Below are 17015 nucleotides of genomic sequence, written 5' to 3' on the forward strand. Positions count from 1 at the left end.
CACTCAGCGGGAAATTCCCGCCAAGAACAAGGGCAAGTCATGGCCGAACGGCAGGGGTCGCTTCAGGACCTGTTTCTCAACTCGCTGCGCCGGTCGAAGACCCCGGTGACGATGTTTCTGGTCAAGGGCGTAAAGCTCCAGGGCATCGTGACGTGGTTCGACAATTTTTCGGTGTTGCTGCGCCGCGACGGACAGTCGCAGCTGATCTACAAGCATGCGATCTCGACCATCATGCCGGCGGGCCCGACCGACCTGTCGTCGGTGATCGAAGCTGCGTCGGAAAATACGTCGAAGCACGCGCCGTTGCAGGAAATCTTCCTGAACGCCGTGCGCAAGGCGCAGGAAAACGTCACCATGTTCCTGGTGAACGGCGTCATGCTGCAGGGCCAAATCGCGGCGTTCGACCTGTTCTGCATGCTGTTGCAGCGCGAGGGCATGTCGCAGCTGGTCTATAAGCACGCTGTGTCGACCATTCAGCCGGCGAACCCGCTGAATTTGGCCGAGGAACAGGCGTCGGGGGCGGACGAAGCTTGAGCACCGGTTTCGACCGCGACGCGCAGGAATTTACGCGCGGCGCTGCCGCCATCGTCGTCCTGCCCGATATGGGCGGATCGGCGCGTGACGCCGACGCCCGCTTGGAGGAGACTGCCGGGCTGGCGCTGGCGATTGGTGTCGACGTGCGCCACCGCGTGCCGTTCCGGGTACGCGCGCCCAAGCCGGCGACGCTGATCGGCAGCGGGCAGGTGGATCAACTGACACAGATGGTCCGCGATGAAGATTTGCAACTGGCGGTGTTCGATGCGGCGCTGACTCCGGTACAGCAGCGCAACCTGGAAACGGCGCTCGGGTGCAAGGTCATCGATCGAACCGGGCTGATCCTGGAAATCTTCGGTGAACGCGCCCGTACTGCCGAGGGGCGGTTGCAGGTGGAGCTGGCCCACCTTGATTATCAGGCCGGGCGGCTCGTGCGCAGCTGGACCCACCTGGAGCGCCAGCGCGGCGGCTTCGGCTTCCTCGGTGGTCCGGGTGAAACCCAGATCGAGGCGGATCGCCGCTTGATCCGCGATCGCATGGCGCGGTTGCGGCGCGAACTGGACGGCGTATCGCGCACCCGCACGCTGCACCGCGACCGTCGCCAGCGCGCGCCTTGGCCGGTCGTTGCGCTGGTCGGCTATACCAATGCCGGCAAATCGACGCTGTTCAACCGCCTGACCGGGGCGGAGGTGATGGCCGAAAATCTGCTGTTCGCCACGCTCGACCCCACGCTGCGGCAAGTTTCGCTGCCGGGTATCGACAAGGCGATCCTGTCCGACACGGTGGGGTTCGTCTCCGACCTGCCGACCCAGTTGGTCGCGGCGTTCAAGGCGACGTTGGAAGAGGTGGTGTCGGCCGACCTGCTGATCCACGTCCGCGACGTGGCCCATCCCGATACCGCGGCGCAAGCGTCGGACGTGGAAGCGGTGCTGAAGGAAATCGGCGTCGACGATACGACACCCCGGATCGAGGCGTGGAACAAGCTCGATCTGCTCAGCGAAGACGATCGGATCGAGATGCTGGGGGAGGCGGCGCACCGCGAGGATATCGTCGCCTTGTCCGCGTTGACGGGGGAGGGCGTCGATCGGCTGATCCGCACCGTCGGCGATCGCCTGACTGAGGGGCATCGCCGCTATCGCATTGCGCTTGCACCCGAGGATGGTGCCAGTGCGGCGTGGCTCCACGCGCATGGGGAGGTCACCGATCACTGGATCGACGATGACCATGCCGTGTATGACGTCCGCATGGCGCCCGCCGATTACGACCGGTTCCTGACACGCTAACCGGGCATTCCGCCGGGTGAGGGGACGCGTTCGCGATGTCTCGATTCATCCGCTGGAAAGGGCAGGAGTCCGCCAGAGTCCGGAAACGGCCGCCTGGAGTCGTTTGGATACTTCCCGATGCTAGCTATCGGCGGGTGCCCAAGCGACTCCATGGGCAGCTTTCGGGCATTTTTCGAAAAACGTCAGGGAAGGGGGCTCTTTTTCGCGCGAGCCCAGGCGGATTCCTGTTCGGTCAGCGACCGTTCCGCGAAGTTTGCATCTTCGGATTCCATGGCGGCGAACCGGCGTTCGAATTTCGCGTTGGCGTCCCGCAACGCCGCTTCAGCATCGATGCCCAGATGCCGCGCCCAGTTGACGACGGAAAACAACAGGTCGCCGACCTCCTCGTGCCGCTCGGCATCGCTCGCCGCCTCGACCTCGCGCAGTTCTTCGTCGATCTTGGCCCGCGGCCCCGTTGCGTCCGGCCAATCGAACCCGACGCGCGCCGCCCGCTTCTGCAATTTCTCCGCCCGGGCCAGTGCCGGCATCCCCAGCGCGACCCCGGCCAGCGCACCCGTCTGCCCCGGTTTGCGGCTGCGCTCGGTCGCCTTGACCTGCTCCCACAGATGATGGCCACCGACCACCGCGTCACCAAAGATATGCGGGTGGCGCCGTTCCATCTTGTCGCTGATCGCGTCGACGACGTCGCGCAGGTCGAACAGTCCGGCTTCTTCGGCGATCCGGCTATGGAACACCACCTGTAGCAACAGGTCGCCCAGTTCGTCCTTCAGGTCGGCCATGTCACCGCGGGCGATGGCGTCGGCTACCTCATAGGCTTCCTCGATCGTGTAGGGCGCGATCGTCGCAAAGGTCTGGACCCGATCCCATTCGCAGCCATGCTCCGGATCGCGCAACCGCGCCATGATCGCAACGATCCGACCGACGGTGTCGTTGGAGGGCGGCGCAACCGCGTCCGGCCGATCCGTCACAGGTTCGTTGGCAAGATCGCCAGTTTCCCCCCGAACAACGCCCATCGTTCAAACTCCGATAATAAACATTATGTAAAATCAACGTGGCTTTGGAGCGTCGAGGATCAGCGTCCCACCTTCCACACGCCAGCTTCCGAGCCGCGACAGGAAGTTCATGCCGACCACATCCATCTCCCCGAATGCAGGTGAAATCACCACCTGCAGATCGCGTGTCTCCAGCGATCCGATCTGTACCGTGTCGATCCGGCCGCGTGCTGCCTCGATCGTGCCGTTAGCCGTGGTCAGCAACACCGGCGGAACGCGCCGCGGCGTGACGCTGATCGCCTTGGCCGTCGCTTCGGATATTGCGGTCGACGTGGCGCCGCTGTCGATGAGCATCCGCCGTTCGACGCCGTTCAACCGCGCCACCGCCCAGAAATGCCCGTCGACCGACTGGCGGATGCGTACCGTGTCGCCCTCGACGCTCTGCTCGGCCAGGCCCAGCCGTTCTCCCAATGTTCCCATTGCATCGGAAATTCGGTTTCGGTTGATGAAGCCGACGTACAACACACCGACGATGACCGCCCAACCGATCAGCGCCCGTACCACGCTGCCGGCTGATGGACGCCTGGCGATGAGCGACGATAGCGGCAGGACCAGCATCAGCAGCCCGAGCAGCACATAGATCGCCCGGTCGTCGGTCACAAATGCAGTTCCAGCCCGTCATATCCCGGTTCGACGCCGGTCGGCAGGCTGTCGCGCAGCGTGGCATAGTCCATCGAGTGATCCATGTGGATCAGGACGGTTCGACCCGCCCGACAGTTCCGCGCGAACGCGATCGCTTCGTCGAGCGACGGATGGGTCGGATGCGGCGCGACGCGCAGTGCGTCGACAACCAGAATGTCGACGTCGCGGTAGAGGTCGAGCATAGCCGGCGTCACCGCGCTGAAATCGGTTGCGTAGCCGATCGAGCCGCGATCGGTATCGAACCGCAATCCAGCGGACTCGATCGATCCATGCGGCTGATCGTTGCAGCGGATCGTGATCGCGCCGAGTGTCATCTCGTCGGGCAACAGGTTGCCGGAAACGGTCGCGCGATACCCTGCTCGCCCGGCAAAGACATAATCGAAGCGTGATTGCAGGCTCGTAAGCGTCGCACTCCGCGCAAATCCTGCGACCGGCGTCCGGGCATTATGGAACAGCTGGCGCAAATCGTCGATGCCGTGGCAATGGTCGGCATGGTCGTGGGTCCACAATACGGCATCGACCGTTGCCACATCGGCCGCCAGCAATTGTTCGCGCATGTCGGGACCGGTATCGATCAGGATGCGGGTGCCGTCACATTCGATCAGCGCAGAGACGCGCGTCCGCCGATTGCGGGGCTCGGTCGGATCGCACGCTCCCCAATCATTCCCGATCCGCGGCACACCGGAAGACGTACCCGAGCCGAGGATGCGGATTTTCATGCCAGCGTCTTGCTGAACAGGCGATGGAAATTCTCGCGCGTGGCATCGGCCAACGCCTCGGGGGCCTCGCCACGCAACTGCGCCAGGAAGCGGCAGGTGTCGGCGACGAACGCGGGTTCGCCCGGCTTGCCGCGATGTGGAACGGGCGCAAGGAACGGCGCATCGGTTTCGATCAATAGCCGATCCAGCGGCAGGTCGCGCGCCACCGCCTGCAGATCCTGCGCGCTCTTGAAGGTCACGATTCCCGAAATCGAGATATAGAAACCCAGATCCAGTGCGATCCGCGCCAGCGCCGCCGAGCCGGTGAAGCAGTGCAGGACGCCAGGAAAGGCCCCCTTCCCCAGTTCGTCACGCAGGATCGCGGCGGTATCGTCCTCCGCGTCGCGGGTATGGACCACGATCGGCAAGCCGGTGTCGCGACACGCGGCAAGGTGCGCCCGGAAACTGCGCTGCTGGGCGCCGCGGTCGCTATGGTCGTAATAGTAATCGAGGCCACTTTCGCCGATGCCGACCACGCGCGGGTGCGCGGCGGCGGCGATCAGGCGGGCGGTGTCGACATGCGGATGGTCGTCCGCTTCGTGCGGATGGATGCCGACCGTGGCCCACACATCGGCCTCGCGCTCGGCGGTGCCGACCACCGCATCCCACTCGCTTTCGCGGGTCGAGATGTTGAGCATCGCGACGACCCCGGTCGACCGCGCGCGCGCCAGGATGTCGGGCGACGCCTCGGCAACGCCCTTGTAGTTCAGGTGACAGTGACTGTCGGCCAGCTTCATGCCGGTTCGACCTCGGCAATGGCCAGGCGCGGGAAGATCGGCGTGGGCGGCGCGATGCGGAAGCCCGCTGCACGCTGTCCGGCATACCAGCCATGATCGCCAAGCGCATCATGCCCCCGCCCCGACTGCCCCAGTTGCGCCAGCAGCGTAGCCGCAGAAGCCGGAACGACCGGTTCGATGGCGATGGCAAGGTCGCGGATCGCGCGGACCAGCGTGCCGAGCACCGCGTGCATCCGGTCGGGATCGGTTTTGCGCAACGCCCAGGGCGCCTGCACGTCGATATACTGGTTGCAGGCAAACACGCCGCGCATCCACGCCTCCAGCGCCTGTCCCAGCGCAAGGTCGGCAAAGGCCGTGCGATAGCCTTCGATCGCTTCGCCCACCGCGGTCAGGAGCGCCGCGTCCGCCGGATCGCTGCGGCCGTCATCGGGCAGCGCCCCGTCGAGGTTCTTTGCGATGAACGACAACGTGCGCTGTGCAAGATTGCCGAAGCTGTTGGCCAGATCGCTGTTGGCGCGGGTGACGATCGCTTCGTCCGAAAACGTCCCGTCCTGCCCGAAGCTGATGTCGCGCAGCAGGAAATAGCGCAGCGCATCGACGCCATAGAGTTCGGCGAGCTTGATCGGGTCGACCACATTGCCGGTCGACTTCGACATCTTTTCCCCGCGATTGAGCAGGAAGCCATGGCCGAACACCTTCTGCGGCAGCGGCAGCTTGGCCGACATCAGGAAGGCGGGCCAGTAGACGGCGTGGAACCGGACGATATCCTTGCCGATCAGGTGCAGCGCCGCCGGCCAATAGTGGTTGGGGGCATCGGGGTACCCTGCCCCGGTCAGATAGTTGGTCAGTGCATCGACCCAGACATACATGACGTGACCGGGGCTGTCGGGCACCGGCACGCCCCAGTCGAAGCTGGTGCGCGACACCGACAGGTCGGTCAGCCCGCCCTCGACGAAGCGCAGCACTTCGTTGCGACGGCTTTCAGGCTGGATGAAGTCCGGGTGGGCGGCGTAGAAATCGAGCAGCGGCTGCTGATATTTCGACAGGCGGAAGAACCACGTCTCTTCGGCGGTCCATTCGACCGGCGTGCCCTGCGGCGAAAGACGCACCCCGCCCTCGCCTTCGGTCAGTTCCTTTTCCTCGTAAAACGCTTCGTCGCGAACCGAATACCAGCCTTCATAGCGGTCAAGATACAGGTCGCCGGCATCGCGCATCGCGGTCCAGATCGCCTGCGACGCGGCATAATGCTGCGGTTCGACCGTGCGGATGAAGCGATCGCACGAAATGTTGAGAATGCCGGCCATGTCGCGGAAATATCCGGACATTTCGTCAGCCAGATCGCGCACCTCGACACCCCGGTCGCGTGCGGTCTTGACCATTTTCAGGCCGTGTTCGTCGGTGCCGGTCTGAAAGAACACGTCGCGCCCGGCCTGCCGCTGGAAACGGGCAATGGCGTCGGCGGCGATCATTTCATAGGCATGGCCGATATGCGGCCGACCGTTGGGGTAATGGATCGCGGTGGTGATGTAGAATGGATCGGACATGGCCCGAGCCTCTAGGCGATCCCGCGCGCGGGCGCCAGTCGCGCGACAAGGCCCGCCATCTCGAATACGGTCGTTTCCGCGACCAGTGACAGGGCCGGCGCCATCGCCGCCAATGCCCGCGCCTTATCATAGGCATCCAGCGCATCGCGCAACGGCGACCCGGTGCGCGTCCGCGCCGCCGCCGCGATCAGCGCCGGTGCTCGGTCGAGGAATACGGCATAACGCGGTTGCGCGGTCTTGCCCGCCAGCGCCTTGGCCAAGCGCGACCGGATGCGGTTGTCGGCATCGCCCGTCTCGGCGATCGTCGCCAGATCGCGGTCGAGCGCGGCGACCGACAGACCGGCATAGGCCAGCGCCCGACCCGGCGATCCATCCGCCGCCGCGACCAGCGCGTCGATCTCCGCGCCGTCGATCTCCGGCGAGGTATTGCGCAGCACCTGCGCGACTTCGCCGTCGCGAAGCGGATCGAAGCGCAGCTGCCGACAGCGCGAGCGGATGGTCGGCAGCAACCGGCCGGGCGAATGGCTGACCAGCAGGAAGATCGTACCGACCGGCGGTTCTTCCAGATTTTTCAGCAGGGCATTGGCACCGGGCCGCTCCAGATCGTCGATCGCATCGATCACCACGACGCGGCGCGATGACAGCGCCGGTTTCGTCGCGAACATCGGCTGCAACGTGCGGACCTGATCGATCTTGATGCTGCGGGCGATGTCCTGGTCGGGCTTGTCCGGGTCCTTGGGCAGGCGCACCAGCGCGCGATAATCGGGATGGGCGCCCGCCGCCATCAACTGCGTGACGCGGTGGTCGTCCGTAATTTCGCCGCGCATCCGGCTGCGCCCGTCGAGCGCTGTCGCCAGCAGGCGCAGCGCCATTTCCCGTGCAAAGCCGCCCTTGCCGACCCCCTCCGGTCCGGTCAGCAGCCATGCGTGATGCAGCGCGGTACTCTCGGCCGCCGCAACAAAGGCTTCCCGCGCGGCGTCGTTGCCGATCAGGGTCACGGCAGCAGGTCGGCGATCGCGTCGATCAGCCGCGCCGTGACGTCCTCGACCGCACCTGCTGCGTCGATCCGGCGTACGCGATCGGGTTCGGCTGCCGCAATCCGCGCGAAGGTCGCGCCGACCGAGCGATGGAAAGCATCGTCGCGCGCCGCGAAGCGATCCGCCGCCGCGCCGTCACGTGCCTGCGCCCGCGCATCACCCTCGCCATCGGGCAGGGTCAGCAGCAGCGTCCGGTCGGGCAAAAGCCCACGCGATCCAAACCCATGCAGCGCAAGGATCGCGGCGTCATCGATCCCCTGTGCCCCCTGATAGGCGCGGGTGCTGTCGAGGAAGCGATCGCAGATCACCCAGCTGCCGGCATCGACCATCGGCCGGATCAGCTTTTCGACATGATCCGCGCGCGCAGCGGCAAAGAGCAACGCTTCGGCATGCGCACTCCAGCGGCGGACGTCACCCTGCATCAGCAGGGCACGGATCGCCTCCGCGCCCTCACTTCCGCCCGGCTCGCGCGTAAGCACCGCATGGATGCCACGCGCTTCGAGCGCCGCGACGAGGGCGCGGGCCTGGGTCGATTTGCCGACCCCTTCCCCGCCCTCCAGCGTCAGGAACCGGCCCGCGCTCAAGCGAACAGCGAGGTCAGGCTTGCCCAGACGCGACCGAAGAAACCGGCCTCTGCCACGTCCTTTTCCGCGACCAGCGGCATACGCTGTTCACCGGTGTCGGGCGAAGCGATCACCAGGTCGGCGATGTGCTGACCCTTGGCGATCGGCGCCTTGATCGGGCCGGTATAGACGACCTTTGCCGTGATCGGGCTGTTGGTGCCCGCCGGCATGGTCACGGTCAGCGCGCGCGGCGCAACCAGCCCGACCGTCGCCGAATCACCCAGTTGCACCTCAGCGGTCTCGACACGCTTGCCGGCCGCCACGATCGGGCGGGCACGCCATGCGCCGAAGCCCCAGTTCATGAACTTTACCGACTCGGCGATCCGCTGGTTCGCGCTGGTCAGCCCGGCGACGACCATCACCAAGCGGCGACCATCCTGTTCGGCCGAACCGGTGAAGCCATAGCCGGCCTCCTCGGTATGGCCGGTCTTCAGGCCGTCGGCCCCGCGCACGCGGCCGAGCAGCGGATCGCGGTTCGCCTGGGTGATCGCAGCCCCTTCGCCCAGCGTCTTGCCCCAGGTGAAATCGGTCTTCGAATAGAATTTCTTGTATAGCTGCGGATGGTTCTGGATCGTCGCGGTGGCGAGCTTCGCCAGGTCGCGTGCGGTCACATAGGTGCGACCCTCGTCCGGCCAACCGTTCGACGTGCCGAAATGGCTGTTGCTGAGGCCCAGTTCCTTGGCCCGCTGGTTCATCAGGTTGGTGAACGCTTCCTCGGAACCGGCAATCTTTTCGGCCAGCACGACGCAGGCGTCGTTTCCGGACAGAACGATAATGCCGTACAGCAGGTTCTCGACGCTGACATTCTCGTTCACCGACAGGAACATCGTCGAACCCGCCTGGGGCCCGTGCCACTTCTTCCACGTTTCCGGCGCGACGGTCGCGGTGTCGCTGAGCTTCAGCTCGCCCTTCTTGATCAGGTCGAACGCGACATAGGCGGTCATCATCTTCGCCATCGACGCCGGCGGCATCCGGCGGTCGGCATCCTTTGCGTACAGCGTCGCACCCGACGACAGGTCGGTCATGAACGCGACTGGTGCCGGCGTATCGAACGGCGGCGCGGCGGCGATGCCGGGGGTGGCAATGGCGATGGCGGCGATGCTCGAAAAGGCGATTTTACGCATGGGGCACGAGTTTCCGTTCAGTCCTGGGCGATGGTTCGAGCGTCGCCGAACCCGCGACGGGCGATCGACGCACGGGCGGTTTCGGCAGCGGCTCGGGTGGCGAATGGGCCTGCCTGCACCCGGTACAACCTGCCCGCCGAACGCACAACGCCGTCGACCGATTTTGCGAGCGTGGCGGCGCGGGCGGCGTCGGACAGGGTGGCGACCTGTACGAACCAGCGGCCGCTGGCGACGACAGGCGCGGGTTTTTTGGGGCGCTGCGGCTGTCGTGCTGGTGGGCTTGGGACGGGATTCGGGGCCGGTGCCGCGATCGGGGCGGGTGCCGGAGCCACCTGCGGAACCGGTGCTGGCTGGGGCAGTCTGCGACGCAGCGCGGCGAGGAGCGGTGCCGGTGTATCGAGGCGGTTGACCGCCGTGCCGCTCCGCACCGCCGCCTGTTCCGCCGGCGACGGCACCGCCGGGCGGATGCGGACGTTCGCCGTCGCGCCTGTGCCCAGACCCAGCGCACGGGCGGTGCCTGCCGACAGGCGGCCGATCGCATCCCCTGTCGACCCGTTATCCGCCTCGACCAGCGCGATGACCGTGCGCCCGCTGTTCAGGTCGGTGACCTCTGCAAAGCTCCCGGCGGACAGGCCCCGATGCACTATGGTCAGCTTCGCCGCGTCGCCGCCGATCGACACCGGCCCGACGTCGTCCAGCCGCTGCTCGTGGATGACCGGCGGCGGTGTCTCCGCCCCGGCCTGCCCCAAGCTCGCCAGCAACGACACGGCCGCACCGACGCTCATCGGGCGATGGCATCGGCCAGCAGGCCAACCGACAGCGCATAATAGTTCGAACAGTTATAATCGAGGATCACCCGATAATTGCCGGTCAGCAGATAGGCGGTTTCCCCCGGCCCATCCGGTTCGATCAGCGTCGCCTGGATCGTCGGGTCGACCTGCCGCCCGTCGTTCGGCACCACGCCCTGCGCCTGCCATTCGGCGAGCGTCCGCCACTGGCTATGCCGTTCGAACACGCGCGGGCAGCGCGGCGACAGCGACTTGGGCGTCAGGATCGACCGGTCGAACCCGGCCGGCACGCGCACCGCAAAGCCCCAGGGCTGACCCGGCCGCCAGCCGGCATCGACGAAATAATTGGCGATCGATGCCAGCGTATCCTCCGGATTGGACCAGATGTTGGCGATCCCGTCGCCGTCACCATCGCGCGCCACCCGCAGATAGATCGACGGCAGGAATTGCGGATAGCCGAATGCGCCGGCCCAGCTTCCCTTCAACCGGTCGCGCGGGACGCCGCGGTCGATCATCTTCAGCGTCGCGATGAACTCCGGCTCGAACAGCGACCGCCGCCGCCCTTCATAGGCCAGCGTCGCCAGGCTACGCGGCAGATCGAAATCGCCGGTATAGCTGCCGTAGTTGGTTTCATGGCCCCAGATCGCGACCATGATCTCTTCGGGCACACCGGTCTGCCGCTCGATCGATGCCAATTTCGGGCGCTGCGCGGCATAGGCGGCACGACCCCGGCTGATCCGCGCCGCATCGACATGGCGGATGCGATAGGGGGCGAAGCGTGATACGGTGGTGGTGTTCGACGATCCCGGCTGTTGCTGGTCGAGCTCGACGACGCGCGGATTGTAGGTCAGCGTCGGCAGCACGGCATCCAGCGTCGATTGCTGCACACCCTGCGCCCGTGCGCGCACCGCGACCTCGCGCAAATAGGCCTGAAACCCCTCCGCATCCTGCGCCGACGCCGAAGCCCCCGCCATCAGGCTGAGCATGACCGCCAACCCCGCCTTCGCCAAACGCATACACCGGCCTCCCGCTACCCGGCGGTATTGGCACAGCGTGCCAGCCGGATGAACCCCCCGCGCGACAAAGGCTTGCACAAAGCCGCTCACCCGCTCTAGGCGCAGCCGCAGCAAAGGAAGAGTGTCCGAGTGGTTTAAGGAACCGGTCTTGAAAACCGGCGAGCGGGCAACCGTTCCGTGGGTTCGAATCCCACCTCTTCCGCCAGAGCTGCTTTTGCCGACGTTCTCGGTCGCTCGCCTGCTTCCTCCTATGTTACGAAAATATCTGGCCTATTACTGCGCCTGCATTGCCCAGTGCGCGCGACGGTTCGTCGAAATGCGCCTGATAATAGCGGCAAATAGCCATGAAACAGGTGGTGTTTTGCGGCTCGAAGCGGTTCGGGAAAAGGCCAGCAGGTCAGGCAAGACCTTTAACGATCACATACGCGATGGACTGCCTGACGAAGTAATCGGTTGACCGGCAGTTAGCGCAATTCGGAGAACGTCGGCGAAGCTTTCGGCGTGTAGTTTGGCCATGATATGCGCCCGATGCGCCTCGACGGTACGTGCAGAAATTCCAAGTGACCGGGCGATCGCCTTGTTTGCCAATCCATCCACCAGCGCGACAAGGACTTGGCGCTCCCGCTCGCTGAGGCTGTCGAGCAGTTGTGTCGCGCGCCGTGCATCGTTTGTTCTGTCGAACTTTCGGAATGCCGACTCGACTGCTTCTATCAGGCGAGCGCCATAGAAAGGCTTTTCGACGAAATCGACCGCGCCGTTTTGCATCGCCTCCACCGCGATCCGCACGTCGCCGTGACCGGTCAAGAAGATGACGGGCCAATCGAACGATTCGTCCACGAGACGACGCTGCATCTCCAGCCCGTCCATCTCCGGCATCCGAATGTCCAGCATCAGGCAACCTGGTGCCGCATTCATCCTGGTGGCCAGGAATGTCGCACCGGATGGGTAGGACACGACATCGATGTCGTAGGTCGACAGGAGGAGGGCCACCGATTGACGGACAGCCTCGTCGTCGTCGATCAGATGGATCGTGCGTTGCTTCGTCACGATTTGCCTACCGGTGGGGCCGTGGGCAAGGTGAAGTGGAAGGCGCTGCCCGCTATCGCACCAGGCTCTGCCCAAATGCGACCGCCATGCGCCTCCACGATCGTGCGGGATATGGACAGGCCAAGTCCAAGGCCATCGGGCTTGGTGGTTTCGAAGGCTTCGAACAGACGCGGTATCTGATCGGATCGCAGGCCCGACCCGGTGTCGATGACCGAAATTCGGATCATCTCCCCGTCCAGCCGGGTAGCAATGGTCAAGTCGGTGATCGCCGCCCCGCCCATCGCATCGACGGCATTTCGGATCAAATTGACCAGAACCTGCTGCACCTGCACCCGATCGGCGAAGATTTGATCGGCAGCGGGGTCGAACCTATAAAATGTGCGAACACCGCATTCGCGCGTACCGGTCAGTGCGAGGCGGCTGGCATCCTCGATCAAGGGCACCAGTGGTTCGACATGCCGTTCGTTTTCGCCACGCGCGACGAACGTGCGCAGCCGGCGGACGATATCCCCTGCCCGCACCGCTTCCCGGCCGGCGGCATCCATCGCCTCCCCCACCCGCGCGCCATCGCGGGCCTGTTCAGGAATGAGGCGATATGCCGCGGCGAGATAGGCTGCGATGGCCGTGAGCGGCTGGTTCAGTTCATGGGCCAGCGTGGATGCCATGGTGCCCATCGCGCTCAGCCGCGATACATGGATCAGTTCGTCCTGCAATTCACGGACGCGGAGTTCTGCCCGCTGCTTGTCGGACAGGTCGCGGATAAACCCAGTAAAAATCCGCCCGTTTCCGCTTTTCGCCTCACCGACAGACAGCTCCATGGGAAATTCGCTGCCGTCCTTGCGCCGTGCGACGACGATGCGACCATTGCCGATAACCCGTTGCTGGCCGGTCCTGAGATAGCGGGAGATATAGGCGTCGTGTCGCGCACGGTGATCCAGCGGCATCAGGATATTGACGTTGCTGCCAACGACCTCACGCTCACAATAACCGAACAGCCGCTCCGCCGCGGCGCTGAACGATTGGATCCGGCCGCGGGCGTCGATGACGACCATGGCGTCGGGTACGGTAGCGAGGACCGAACGCATATGCGCCTCGCTTTCCGCGAGCTTGCGTTCGGCCGCCTTACGGTCGCTGATGTCGAAGATGCTGTAGCCAAAGCCTTTCGGTCGACGATCCACACCGGGGATTGGCGTGATGGTCACATCGGCATCGAACATTCCGTGATCGATCCGCCGGCAGCACGTTTCAAACCGAACCGTCGCGAACTGCATTGCGCGCTCATCATGCTGGCGCGGCTGCCCCGCGTCGCCGCGCAGCAGGGTCGCAATATCGCGACCTACAAGGTCTTGCGGATCGTATCTGAACAGGCGCTCCGCACCATTGTTGGAGAACAATATCTTGCCATCCAGGTCGGTCAGCAGCACCGCTCGATCCGCGACATTGGCCGCAAACAACGCCAAAGCCTCGCGTGTGTCGGGATCGGCCGACAACATGCCCATGGGAGGTTTGGCGGGGGCGAACATCGCCGTCGGCTGGGCAAGGAACGCCATCAACCCTGCATCCTGCAAAGAAGATCATGCGGAACCCGCAGCGCGACGTCGTGATTGCGCGACACCATCGATACCCCGCCTCTCCCCTGCAAACCGGTCGTGTTTGCCACGATCCCTCCTCCGCATAACAATCGATATCATCTCCGTGATGCCGTCGCTATTCGTATAATCCCGACGACGTTAGTCAAAAGGACCTTCGATCCGATTAACGGTCATTGCGCGCTGGTCCGGACCAGGCGGTAGGGCGGATTTCCCTCTGCTTCGACCATCAGCGTAGCGGTCCACCGCTCGCCGGCCTGCAGTCGCACGCGGGAGATGATCTGGCGTTCGCCATACAGCGTCGCCGAACCGGCGTGACGGGTGTAGGATTGACCCTCGACGACCAGCGAATAGCGGACCCGCTTCAGTTCGGGCGCGCTGCCCGCGACGATCAGCGTGGTCGTTGGCCCATCGCCGATGACGTCCAGAACCAAGGGGCGTGTCGTGATGTGCATCCCGTCCTTCTCCTCCCCAACAGGGCCTATGCAGATCAGTCCGATCAGCAGCGCGAAGAGACCGTTCATGGTCGCCCCCCGTCCGGTTCGCCATCGCCTGGGGTCGGTGCCGGCGGCGGAGCGGGTGGCGCGGTGTGTCCGTCGAACAGGCGTTCCGCGCCGGGCGAGGTCGCCAGGAACCGCGCCAGCGCTTCGGGGCCGATTTCCTTCGCGACAAGTTCCGGCGTCGGTTGTTGCCCCCGCTGTCGCAGCGACTGCCATGTCCGCAGCACTTCTGCCTGCAGGGCGCGGTCGGGATCGATCGGCGCTGCTTCCAGCTCGGCTTCGGGCGCGGCTTCGTTCGGGCCGATTTCGAGCAGCGGCGGCAATTGGCTGACCGCTGTCGACCTGCGCTCGACCCCGATCGCGCCCACCCGTGTATCGGCGGTGGGCCGCGCAATCTGCACCATGCCGGTTCGTTCGCTGCCACCTTGCCGCTCACCGATCTGCCCGGCGGCTTCCGTCTGCCGCTGTGCCGCGCGGTGGACCGCCTGCGCACAGGCGGTTGCCGCGATCGCGGAGGACAGCAGCACCATCGGCATGATCCTGGCCCGCGCGTTCATTGGGTCTGCGTCACGCTGATCTGCGCGCCGCCCATCTGATCGATCGCGATACCCAGCAGATTGCCGATCTGCGTTACGATCGCGTCGTTGCCGACGCCTCGTTGCGATATGCTCGCCTGGTTCGCGTCGCCGATCTGGGTCAGGCTGACGCTGCTGGCGCTGCCATCCTGCCACAGCAGCGCGACATTGGCTGCGCCCTGCTGCTGTATGGTCGCATTATGCCCGATCCCGTCGGCCATCTGGTGCAGGGTCGCTTCGTTGCTGCTGCCCTGCATCGTCACCAGCGCGGTATTGCCGTCGGACACCGCACCGCCCTGGTCGACCGTCAGCCGGTTGTCGACGCCGTTCAGCCGGGCATCGAGCGACGCCAAATCGCGTTGCCGCGCAATCAACCGCTGTTCAGCACCGTCCATCGCGATGTCGATCGTGCCAGCGGCTTCGGCCTGATCGACGCGGGCTTCGTTGCTCGTGCCGCCCTGTCGGATGGTCGTGGCCGATTGCGCGCCAGCCGTCGCGGGCAGCAACAGGATGGCGATCAAGCCGAGGCAGAGGTGGTTCCGCATGTCATTGCTCCCAAACAGAGAAACCCGGCCCGGACGACAGGGGGATGGCATTCCGGGCCGGGCCCCGCTCACTGCACCACGGTCGCCAGGTTCGACGATCCGCTTTGCAGGACGGTGGACATGTCGTTGTTCGACGTCTGGGTCACGAAGGCGGCGTTGCCGGTGCCGCTCTGGTTGACGCTCGACGCGTTGCCCGAACCCGACTGGATCACCAGCGCATATTGGCCGGTGCCGGCCTGGGTGACGTCGGAATCATTGTCGTCGCCATATTGGGCAACGCCGGCATAGCTGTGCGATCCGGTCTGCAGGATCGACGAGTCATTGTCGTCGCCGCTCTGGACGTTGACCGCGACATGGTTGTCGCCGTCCTGATCGATCGACGACATGCCATCGTCGCCGCTCTGATAGATCGCTGCCGAATAATTCTCGGTCGGCGGGCTGTCTTCGCGCTGGATGATATTGGCCGTGTTGCGATTGCCGGTCTGCAAGGCAAGGGCGTCGCTATCCTCGCCACGCTGCTCGATCGTCGCGTCGTTGTTGTTGCCCGACAACTGCCAAACATAGGCGACCGAACGGTTGCCATAGTTGCGGACCAGCGCGTCGCCGTTGTTGCCGCTCTGCAGCACTTCGGCATAGCCCGAATTGGCGCGCTGATAGACTTCCGAGTTGTTGTTGTTGCCCGCCTGGCTGACATAGGCTGCCGAATCGATCGGCCGGACGCCGCCCGGAGCGGTCTGATTGACCAGCGACGTGTTGCCATCGCCCGACTGACGCACGGTGGCCAACACGTCGGTGCCGGCCTGGATCACGTCCGACATATTGCCGTCGCCCGACTGTGCCACGTCGGCGACGTCGGTCGTGCCGCTCTGCAGAACGGTCGAACCGTTCTGCACGCCGGACTGTGCAACGATGGCGGTATCGGTATCGCCCAGCTGCGCAACCGTGCTGTCATTCTGCCGGCCGGGCTGGGTCACGGTCGCGCTGTGGTTGCCGGCGCCCGCCTGTGTGATGCTGCTCGCATTGCCCCAGCTCGAATCGCTGAGCGCGGCGGTAGCATCCCCCTGCGCCACGTTGGCGTCGTTGTTGCTGCTCGTCTGGTCGATGGTCGAGCTGTTCTCGTCATCGACCTGGGTGACATAGGCAGTGTTCGCGTTGCCGAGCTGGTTGATGGTCGACGCGTTCGGATTGTAGCTGAGCGTCGTGATCTGCGTCACGCCAGCCACATTGTCGCTGCCGGACTGGGTGATCGTTGAGTCGCTGGCGGGCGGGATCGATCCGGTGGAGAAGTTCGAACCGTCGTCGCGTTGCGTCACTCCGGCGGTGTTGCGCGCACCCGACTGATTGACGACGGACGCGGCACCGGCACCCGATCCCAGCTGATCGACATTCGCGGTATTGCTGACGTTGGTCTGCGTCACACTGCTGGTCGACTGCGCAAACGCACCCGACGAGATGGTGAGAGCAAGCGCCGAAGCGGCGCCGAGCAGGATGGTTTTCACGTCTTCTCTCCCGTTTTTGCGGGCGTCGATGATCGCCGCCCTGTTCTGTGCCGGATGAATGAACCATCACGCCTCCGGCATGGCGCGACCGACGGGACATCGCGGGGAAACAGGCGTGGCGA

Annotated in this window: 17 protein-coding genes, 1 tRNA gene and 1 pseudogene; 3 read left to right on the plus strand and 16 right to left on the minus strand. The window is 65.0% G+C overall.

What is annotated here, in order from left to right; all coding sequences use genetic code 11:
- Window positions 1-27: 27 nt before the first annotated feature.
- Both hfq and hflX read left to right on the plus strand, forming a co-directional pair.
- Window positions 28-534, plus strand: a pseudogene (hfq, locus tag ASE67_RS03090) (RNA chaperone Hfq); the annotation flags it as partial.
- The gene (hflX, locus tag ASE67_RS03095) at window positions 531-1817 is read left to right on the plus strand and encodes a GTPase HflX (RefSeq protein ID WP_055756646.1); all 1287 of its coding nucleotides are present in this window, start codon (window positions 531-533) and stop codon (window positions 1815-1817) included. The pseudogene hfq and the gene hflX, both read left to right, overlap by 4 nt.
- Before the next feature lie 182 nt (window positions 1818-1999).
- Here the strand turns inward: hflX and mazG are convergent, their stop codons facing one another.
- The 10 genes from mazG to ASE67_RS03145 form a co-directional block, all read right to left on the minus strand.
- The gene (gene mazG, locus ASE67_RS03100) at window positions 2000-2719 is read right to left on the minus strand and encodes a nucleoside triphosphate pyrophosphohydrolase (protein WP_055756947.1); all 720 of its coding nucleotides are present in this window, start codon (window positions 2717-2719) and stop codon (window positions 2000-2002) included.
- Window positions 2720-2863: 144 nt separating this feature from the next.
- Window positions 2864-3469, minus strand: a complete 606-nt coding sequence (locus tag ASE67_RS03105; RefSeq protein ID WP_235511761.1) for a retropepsin-like aspartic protease family protein — start codon at window positions 3467-3469, stop codon at window positions 2864-2866.
- Complete coding sequence (locus tag ASE67_RS03110) at window positions 3466-4230, minus strand: MBL fold metallo-hydrolase (protein WP_055756648.1); 765 nt, start codon at window positions 4228-4230, stop codon at window positions 3466-3468. The genes ASE67_RS03105 and ASE67_RS03110 overlap by 4 nt, the downstream gene beginning before the upstream one ends.
- Window positions 4227-5006 (minus strand): TatD family hydrolase, encoded by a 780-nt coding sequence (locus ASE67_RS03115; RefSeq protein WP_055756650.1) that lies wholly within the window; start codon window positions 5004-5006, stop codon window positions 4227-4229. Before ASE67_RS03115 ends, ASE67_RS03110 begins: the two co-directional genes overlap by 4 nt.
- Window positions 5003-6550, minus strand: a complete 1548-nt coding sequence (metG, locus tag ASE67_RS03120; RefSeq protein ID WP_055756652.1) for a methionine--tRNA ligase — start codon at window positions 6548-6550, stop codon at window positions 5003-5005. The genes ASE67_RS03115 and metG overlap by 4 nt, the downstream gene beginning before the upstream one ends.
- Before the next feature lie 11 nt (window positions 6551-6561).
- Window positions 6562-7548, minus strand: a complete 987-nt coding sequence (locus ASE67_RS03125; protein ID WP_055756653.1) for a DNA polymerase — start codon at window positions 7546-7548, stop codon at window positions 6562-6564.
- Complete coding sequence (gene tmk, locus ASE67_RS03130) at window positions 7545-8171, minus strand: dTMP kinase (protein WP_055756655.1); 627 nt, start codon at window positions 8169-8171, stop codon at window positions 7545-7547. Before tmk ends, ASE67_RS03125 begins: the two co-directional genes overlap by 4 nt.
- Window positions 8168-9334: a D-alanyl-D-alanine carboxypeptidase family protein gene (locus ASE67_RS03135; RefSeq protein WP_055756657.1), complete on the minus strand. Its 1167-nt coding sequence runs from the start codon at window positions 9332-9334 to the stop codon at window positions 8168-8170. The genes tmk and ASE67_RS03135 overlap by 4 nt, the downstream gene beginning before the upstream one ends.
- 17 nt (window positions 9335-9351) lie before the next feature.
- Complete coding sequence (locus ASE67_RS03140; RefSeq protein ID WP_055756659.1) at window positions 9352-10119, minus strand: SPOR domain-containing protein; 768 nt, start codon at window positions 10117-10119, stop codon at window positions 9352-9354.
- Window positions 10116-11138, minus strand: a complete 1023-nt coding sequence (locus tag ASE67_RS03145) for a lytic murein transglycosylase (protein WP_055756661.1) — start codon at window positions 11136-11138, stop codon at window positions 10116-10118. The genes ASE67_RS03140 and ASE67_RS03145 overlap by 4 nt, the downstream gene beginning before the upstream one ends.
- A gap of 115 nt (window positions 11139-11253) precedes the next feature.
- Here ASE67_RS03145 and ASE67_RS03150 point away from each other — a divergent pair.
- Window positions 11254-11343, plus strand: a tRNA-Ser gene (locus ASE67_RS03150).
- A gap of 212 nt (window positions 11344-11555) precedes the next feature.
- Here ASE67_RS03150 and ASE67_RS03155 read toward each other — a convergent pair.
- The 6 genes from ASE67_RS03155 to ASE67_RS03180 all read right to left on the minus strand — a co-directional run bounded on the left by ASE67_RS03155 (window position 11556) and on the right by ASE67_RS03180 (window position 16893).
- Window positions 11556-12185, minus strand: a complete 630-nt coding sequence (locus ASE67_RS03155) for a response regulator transcription factor (protein WP_055756663.1) — start codon at window positions 12183-12185, stop codon at window positions 11556-11558.
- A complete protein-coding gene (locus ASE67_RS03160; protein WP_235511762.1) occupies window positions 12182-13735 on the minus strand; it encodes a PAS domain-containing sensor histidine kinase in 1554 nt (517 codons plus the stop codon). Before ASE67_RS03160 ends, ASE67_RS03155 begins: the two co-directional genes overlap by 4 nt.
- Before the next feature lie 212 nt (window positions 13736-13947).
- Window positions 13948-14298 carry a hypothetical protein gene (locus ASE67_RS03165; protein ID WP_055756665.1) on the minus strand — a complete coding sequence of 117 codons (351 nt, stop codon included), beginning with the start codon at window positions 14296-14298 and terminating at the stop codon, window positions 13948-13950.
- Window positions 14295-14804, minus strand: a complete 510-nt coding sequence (locus ASE67_RS03170; RefSeq protein WP_156348493.1) for a hypothetical protein — start codon at window positions 14802-14804, stop codon at window positions 14295-14297. Before ASE67_RS03170 ends, ASE67_RS03165 begins: the two co-directional genes overlap by 4 nt.
- Before the next feature lie 23 nt (window positions 14805-14827).
- Window positions 14828-15394: a hypothetical protein gene (locus ASE67_RS03175; protein WP_055756670.1), complete on the minus strand. Its 567-nt coding sequence runs from the start codon at window positions 15392-15394 to the stop codon at window positions 14828-14830.
- 68 nt (window positions 15395-15462) lie between these two features.
- Complete coding sequence (locus ASE67_RS03180; protein ID WP_055756672.1) at window positions 15463-16893, minus strand: hypothetical protein; 1431 nt, start codon at window positions 16891-16893, stop codon at window positions 15463-15465.
- Window positions 16894-17015 lie beyond the last annotated feature (122 nt).

Origin of the sequence: Sphingomonas sp. Leaf23 (assembly GCF_001421585.1) — a bacterium.
Taxonomy (GTDB): Bacteria; Pseudomonadota; Alphaproteobacteria; order Sphingomonadales; family Sphingomonadaceae; genus Sphingomonas.

Bases quoted from the DNA above. Each gene is read 5' to 3' on its own strand.
- ASE67_RS03140 (WP_055756659.1), bottom strand. From the start codon at position 10,119: ATGAGCGTCGGTGCGGCCGTGTCGTTGCTGGCGAGCTTGGGGCAGGCC.
- ASE67_RS03175 (WP_055756670.1), bottom strand. From the start codon at position 15,394: ATGCGGAACCACCTCTGCCTCGGCTTGATCGCCATCCTGTTGCTGCCC.
- metG (WP_055756652.1), bottom strand. From the start codon at position 6,550: ATGTCCGATCCATTCTACATCACCACCGCGATCCATTACCCCAACGGT.
- ASE67_RS03135 (WP_055756657.1), bottom strand. From the start codon at position 9,334: ATGCGTAAAATCGCCTTTTCGAGCATCGCCGCCATCGCCATTGCCACC.
- ASE67_RS03115 (WP_055756650.1), bottom strand. From the start codon at position 5,006: ATGAAGCTGGCCGACAGTCACTGTCACCTGAACTACAAGGGCGTTGCC.
- mazG (WP_055756947.1), bottom strand. From the start codon at position 2,719: ATGGCGCGGTTGCGCGATCCGGAGCATGGCTGCGAATGGGATCGGGTC.
- ASE67_RS03170 (WP_156348493.1), bottom strand. From the start codon at position 14,804: ATGGTGCTGCTGTCCTCCGCGATCGCGGCAACCGCCTGTGCGCAGGCG.
- ASE67_RS03110 (WP_055756648.1), bottom strand. From the start codon at position 4,230: ATGAAAATCCGCATCCTCGGCTCGGGTACGTCTTCCGGTGTGCCGCGG.
- ASE67_RS03160 (WP_235511762.1), bottom strand. From the start codon at position 13,735: ATGGCGTTCCTTGCCCAGCCGACGGCGATGTTCGCCCCCGCCAAACCT.
- ASE67_RS03165 (WP_055756665.1), bottom strand. From the start codon at position 14,298: ATGAACGGTCTCTTCGCGCTGCTGATCGGACTGATCTGCATAGGCCCT.
- ASE67_RS03145 (WP_055756661.1), bottom strand. From the start codon at position 11,138: ATGCGTTTGGCGAAGGCGGGGTTGGCGGTCATGCTCAGCCTGATGGCG.